General features: G+C 64.6%; 4 protein-coding genes and 1 pseudogene. 2 read left to right on the top strand and 3 right to left on the bottom strand.

The genetic code is table 11. The features are described from left to right. Positions 1-76 precede the first annotated feature (76 nt). Together dapD and AC5RWX_RS31015 are read left to right on the top strand one after the other, a co-directional pair. Positions 77-1,114: a 2,3,4,5-tetrahydropyridine-2,6-dicarboxylate N-succinyltransferase gene (gene dapD, locus AC5RWX_RS31020; RefSeq protein WP_494100038.1), complete on the top strand. Its 1,038-nt coding sequence runs from the start codon at positions 77-79 to the stop codon at positions 1,112-1,114. A gap of 5 nt (positions 1,115-1,119) precedes the next feature. Further along, positions 1,120-1,977, top strand: coding sequence for a transglycosylase SLT domain-containing protein (locus AC5RWX_RS31015; RefSeq protein WP_494100037.1), 858 nt, complete (start codon positions 1,120-1,122; stop codon positions 1,975-1,977). 13 nt (positions 1,978-1,990) lie between these two features. Here AC5RWX_RS31015 and AC5RWX_RS31010 read toward each other — a convergent pair whose 3' ends face one another. From AC5RWX_RS31010 to AC5RWX_RS31000, 3 genes and pseudogenes are all read right to left on the bottom strand, one after another. Then, complete coding sequence (locus tag AC5RWX_RS31010) at positions 1,991-2,602, bottom strand: hypothetical protein (protein WP_494100036.1); 612 nt, start codon at positions 2,600-2,602, stop codon at positions 1,991-1,993. 98 nt (positions 2,603-2,700) lie between these two features. Next, positions 2,701-3,030 (bottom strand): annotated as a pseudogene (locus tag AC5RWX_RS31005) (TetR family transcriptional regulator C-terminal domain-containing protein); the annotation flags it as partial. Beyond that, positions 3,027-4,019, bottom strand: a complete 993-nt coding sequence (locus tag AC5RWX_RS31000; protein WP_494100035.1) for an IS481 family transposase — start codon at positions 4,017-4,019, stop codon at positions 3,027-3,029. The gene AC5RWX_RS31000 and the pseudogene AC5RWX_RS31005, both read right to left, overlap by 4 nt. Positions 4,020-4,145 lie beyond the last annotated feature (126 nt).

Raw genomic sequence — 4,145 nt, 5'->3', positions numbered from 1 at the left:
GGTCCGGAGGCGGTTTCGGCAGTCACGAAGCCAGTCTAGTTCGGAGCAGGTCCCCCGCCGTCGATAGACTGGGGCCATGACTGAGACTGCTTCCTCCGCCGTGCCCGAAATCCAGAACGCCCCCACCGAAGAACGCTCCGCCTACGGCTTCGGCGTGGCCACCATTGCGTCTACCAAAGGCAACGCAGATGATGCCACTGTCCTGGACGTCTGGTTCCCGGCCCCTGCCCTGGGTGTAGCCGCCGAAAACCTGCGCTCGGTGGAGAACGCGGACGACGTCCTCACCCGGATTGCCGAAACCGGCACGGACGAGGACCGCGGCACCGAGCAGAAGGTGGTCTTTGTACAGATCAACCTCGATGAGGCCCCGGCCGACACCGCTGACGCCTACCTGCGCCTGCACCTGCTCTCGCACCGCCTGGTTCGGCCGAACACCATCAACCTGGATGGCATCTTCGGCAAACTGCCCAACGTTGTGTGGACCAACTTCGGGCCCGCCGCGGTGGAGGGCTTTGAACTGACCCGTGCCCGGCTGCGCCGGCGCGGGGCAGTCACGGTGTACGGTGTCGACAAGTTCCCCCGCATGGTGGATTACGTGGTACCAACGGGAATCAGGATTGCCGACGCCGACCGCGTGCGCCTGGGTGCCCACCTGGCCGAAGGCACCACGGTGATGCACGAGGGCTTCGTCAACTTCAACGCGGGCACGCTGGGCACCTCCATGGTCGAAGGCCGGATTTCCGCCGGTGTGGTAACCGGTGACGGCAGCGACGTGGGTGGCGGAGCATCCATCATGGGCACGCTGTCCGGCGGCGGCAAGGAGAAGATCACCATCGGTGAGCGCGTCCTGCTGGGCGCCAACTCCGGTGTCGGCATCAGCATCGGCGACGACTCGGTGGTGGAAGCGGGCCTCTATGTCACGGCCGGAACACGGGTGCGCGTACCTGGTCCCAAGGACGAGGTGGGCGAAGACACCACCAAGATCGTCAAGGCCGCGGAACTCTCCGGCGTTCCAAACCTGCTGTTCCGCCGCAACTCCACCAACGGCGCGGTGGAGGTCCTCCCCCGCGCCGGCCAGACAGTGGAACTGAACGACGCCCTGCACGCCAACTGATCCTTATGGCACGAAGCCGAAGCCTGCGCCGGCTCCTGGTGCTGCTGCTCGCCCTCGCACTGGTGATCGGCGGCGTTTACGCGGCGGTGTTTTTTGTGCAGCGTTCCGAGACCCTTGTTTCGGAACGCTGCGTCGCCGTCGTCGGCGGAGGAACGGCAGAGCTGGCCCCCGACCAGGCGGTGTACGCTTCCCTGATCACCGCCGTCGCTGTCCAGCGGGGGCTCCCGCCGCGGGCCGCGAGCATAGCACTCGCCACTGCGATGCAGGAATCCAAGCTGCGGAATATCGACCACGGAGACCAGGCAGGCCCTGATTCCCGGGGGCTGTTCCAGCAGCGGCCTTCGCAGGGCTGGGGCAGCGAGGCGCAGGTAATGGACCCGTACTATGCAGCAAACGCCTTTTACGACGCTTTGGTCCAGGTCCCGGGCTACGAGTCGATGGAAATCACCGAAGCCGCGCAGCGGGTCCAGCGGTCCGCTTTCCCCACTGCCTATGCCCAGCATGAGCAATTGGGACGCTCTTTCGCCTCCGGACTGTCCGGGCAGACACCCGAAGCCGTTCAATGCACACTTCGTTCTGCTGCGGCTGCCGGAGACCCCGGCGTCGTTTCGGCCGCACTGGCCGAGGCCTATGGACCGCTGGACACGGCTGTGGAAGGCCAGACGCTGGTGGTTGAAGCCAGCGGCAGCCAGGCCTGGTCGGTTGCCCAGTGGGCCGTGGCGAACGCCAAGGGATATGAGGTGACGCAGGTACAGGTCGCCGGACGGACCTGGGACCGAGCGGCGCGGAACGGCTGGCAGGAATCGTCGGCCTCCGACGGACAGGTCCGGATCACTGTGTCACCGGTTGCCGTCAAGGGCTGAGCTGCCTGCGGTTCTAAGCCAGGATTTCCACCACGGGCTGGACATAACTGCGGAACAGCTCGGGCTGGCCCATCAGCTGGTGGCTCATGATGATCTTGTCCGGCTCGAGGTACCAGGCCCGTTGCTCATTCAGCGGCAGCTCGATGATGGTCAGCTTGAAGTCACGGGCGTCCCGCCCTACCTCCAAGAGCCTGTCATCAACCATGTCCTCCAGCAGCTGGTCTGCACCGATGGCAGCGCGCTCTGCTTCCAGCTCGGCGTATTCGCTCCTGCGCTCCCGCGCCCACGTAAGGGCGGCGCCGAAGTGCGCCTGGAGTACCCGCTGCAGAGCGGGCGAATTGCCAAAGGCCTCAAAATTGGGCGGCGACAGTTCCGGCGACGTCTGGGGATGAGCCTTCAGTAACTGCGCCCACCAGGCCTCCCATTCCGTCTTAAGCACGCTCAGGCCACCAACATCGGCCGTGAGGTGGGTATGGTCTGCAGGGCGGATTTTGGGAGCGGCGTGCGAGAGGGCCGGATGGCCGGCGCCGTCCAGCCCGGCTGCATCGCGGACGTACAGGGCAATCATCATCGGTCCCGAGGTGTCGGTGGTGATCTGCCAGCCGGAACCGCCTGTTTGGTGCATCCGAAATCCTTCCCTGGCGGTTGTTACCGGGCCTGTTGATCCGGTGTCACACCCCCGGTTATCAGTCTATTCCCCCACGTTCCGGACGTTAACGGCAGTCACGCAGCCAGCCCGTCAAGGTGCCGTTCCAGGACATCCCTGCACATGCCGGCCGTCATCCAGGCCGGCTGGAGCAGGGCATGCATGCACAGTCCGTCGAGGGTCGCCAAGAGTCTTTCGGCCTCCACCACCAGGGCTTCCTCAGGTGCACCCGCGGGCACCAGGCTGGTGATGACACGTCCCATCAAGGCCGCCACTTCCCGGTGGCTGCGATCGGCCTCAGCCGCAAGGAACGGCCTGATCCTGGCGGCGTTCCGAAACGCCATCCACACGCAGGCCTCCACAGCCCGCTGTTCATCCAGCGGCAGCAGTTCGCCCAAGAGGGTTAGATGTACTGCCCAGGCAGGTTGGTTAAGCGGCTGATGGGCGGTCGGCCTCCGGTTGCGGTGTGGCGCCTGTGGTGATTGTAATGGTGCAACCACGCCGGGAGGGCGTTTCTGCGGGCTGATTCGGTCGCGTAGAAGCGTCTGAATGCCCATCCGTCAGCGAGTGTTCGGTGGAAGCGTTCGATCTTGCCATTTGTTTGCGGGCGGTAAGGGCGGGTTTTCTTGGCCTTAATGTTCAGTTCCCGGCACGTGTCCCGCCAGAGGTTCGATTTGTAGGCTGAGCCGTTGTCAGAGAGGACCCGCTCGACGGGGACGCCGCGGAGGGCGAACCAGGATACGGCCCGCCTCAGCACTCCGACCGCGGTGGCAGCTGTTTCGTCACCGTGGATCTCGGCGTAGGCGACCCGTGAGTGGTCGTCGATGACCGTGTGCACGTAGGCGGTGCCGATCAGGGGGTTGCGGTGGATGCTTCGCGGCTTTTCCGGGGTCATTGCCCGATTCTGCTTGCCTCGCTGGCGGCCAACATAGCGCCAGCCACCACCGTCCGGGATGTTGCCAAGCTTCTTAACATCGACGTGGATCATCGCGCCCGGTTTGTCGTATTCGTACCGTCTAATGACCTCTCCGGTGCGCTTGTCCACGTGATGCAACCGGTTCAGCCGGCACCGGACCAGGACCGCGTGGACTGTGGAGGCAGGCATAGCAAGCTTCGCTCCAATCGCGATGGGCCCCAGCCTTTGCTTCCAACGCAGGTGCACGACCTTGCGAACCAGATGCTGCGGGGTCCGGTTCGCCACCCGGTGCGGGCTCGATGACCGGTCAATCATCCCCGCCTCGCCCATCGCGGCGTACCGTTCAGCCCAGCGCTTGGCTGTGGGCCAGGAGCAATTGAACTGTTCGGCAGCCCGGGACACCGGCCAGCCGTGGTCAATAATCAAACGTGCGACGCGTAAGCGTTGGCGTGGCGTCAAAGCGGCATTAGCGTGGGACATGAGGACCTCCTGGTCGCTTCAGCGGTTGTCTAAGCAACTCCACTGTGCAATCGGAGGTCCTCACCCATGAGTCAACGACTCCAGCGAGTCATCACATTCATCCAACCAACGTCCCTGGGCAGTACA

It is taken from the genome of Arthrobacter sp. SPT-J7, from assembly GCF_059089965.1.
The sequence above is the reverse complement of the archived record's forward strand: the minus strand, read 5'-3'. Positions and strand labels throughout refer to the sequence as shown.

What these genes read in the sequence shown, in the direction of transcription:
- AC5RWX_RS31010 (WP_494100036.1), bottom strand. Translation starts at nt 2,602, where the DNA reads ATGCACCAAACAGGCGGTTCCGGCTGGCAGATCACCACCGACACCTCG.
- AC5RWX_RS31000 (WP_494100035.1), bottom strand. Translation starts at nt 4,019, where the DNA reads ATGTCCCACGCTAATGCCGCTTTGACGCCACGCCAACGCTTACGCGTC.
- dapD (WP_494100038.1), top strand. Translation starts at nt 77, where the DNA reads ATGACTGAGACTGCTTCCTCCGCCGTGCCCGAAATCCAGAACGCCCCC.
- AC5RWX_RS31015 (WP_494100037.1), top strand. Translation starts at nt 1,120, where the DNA reads ATGGCACGAAGCCGAAGCCTGCGCCGGCTCCTGGTGCTGCTGCTCGCC.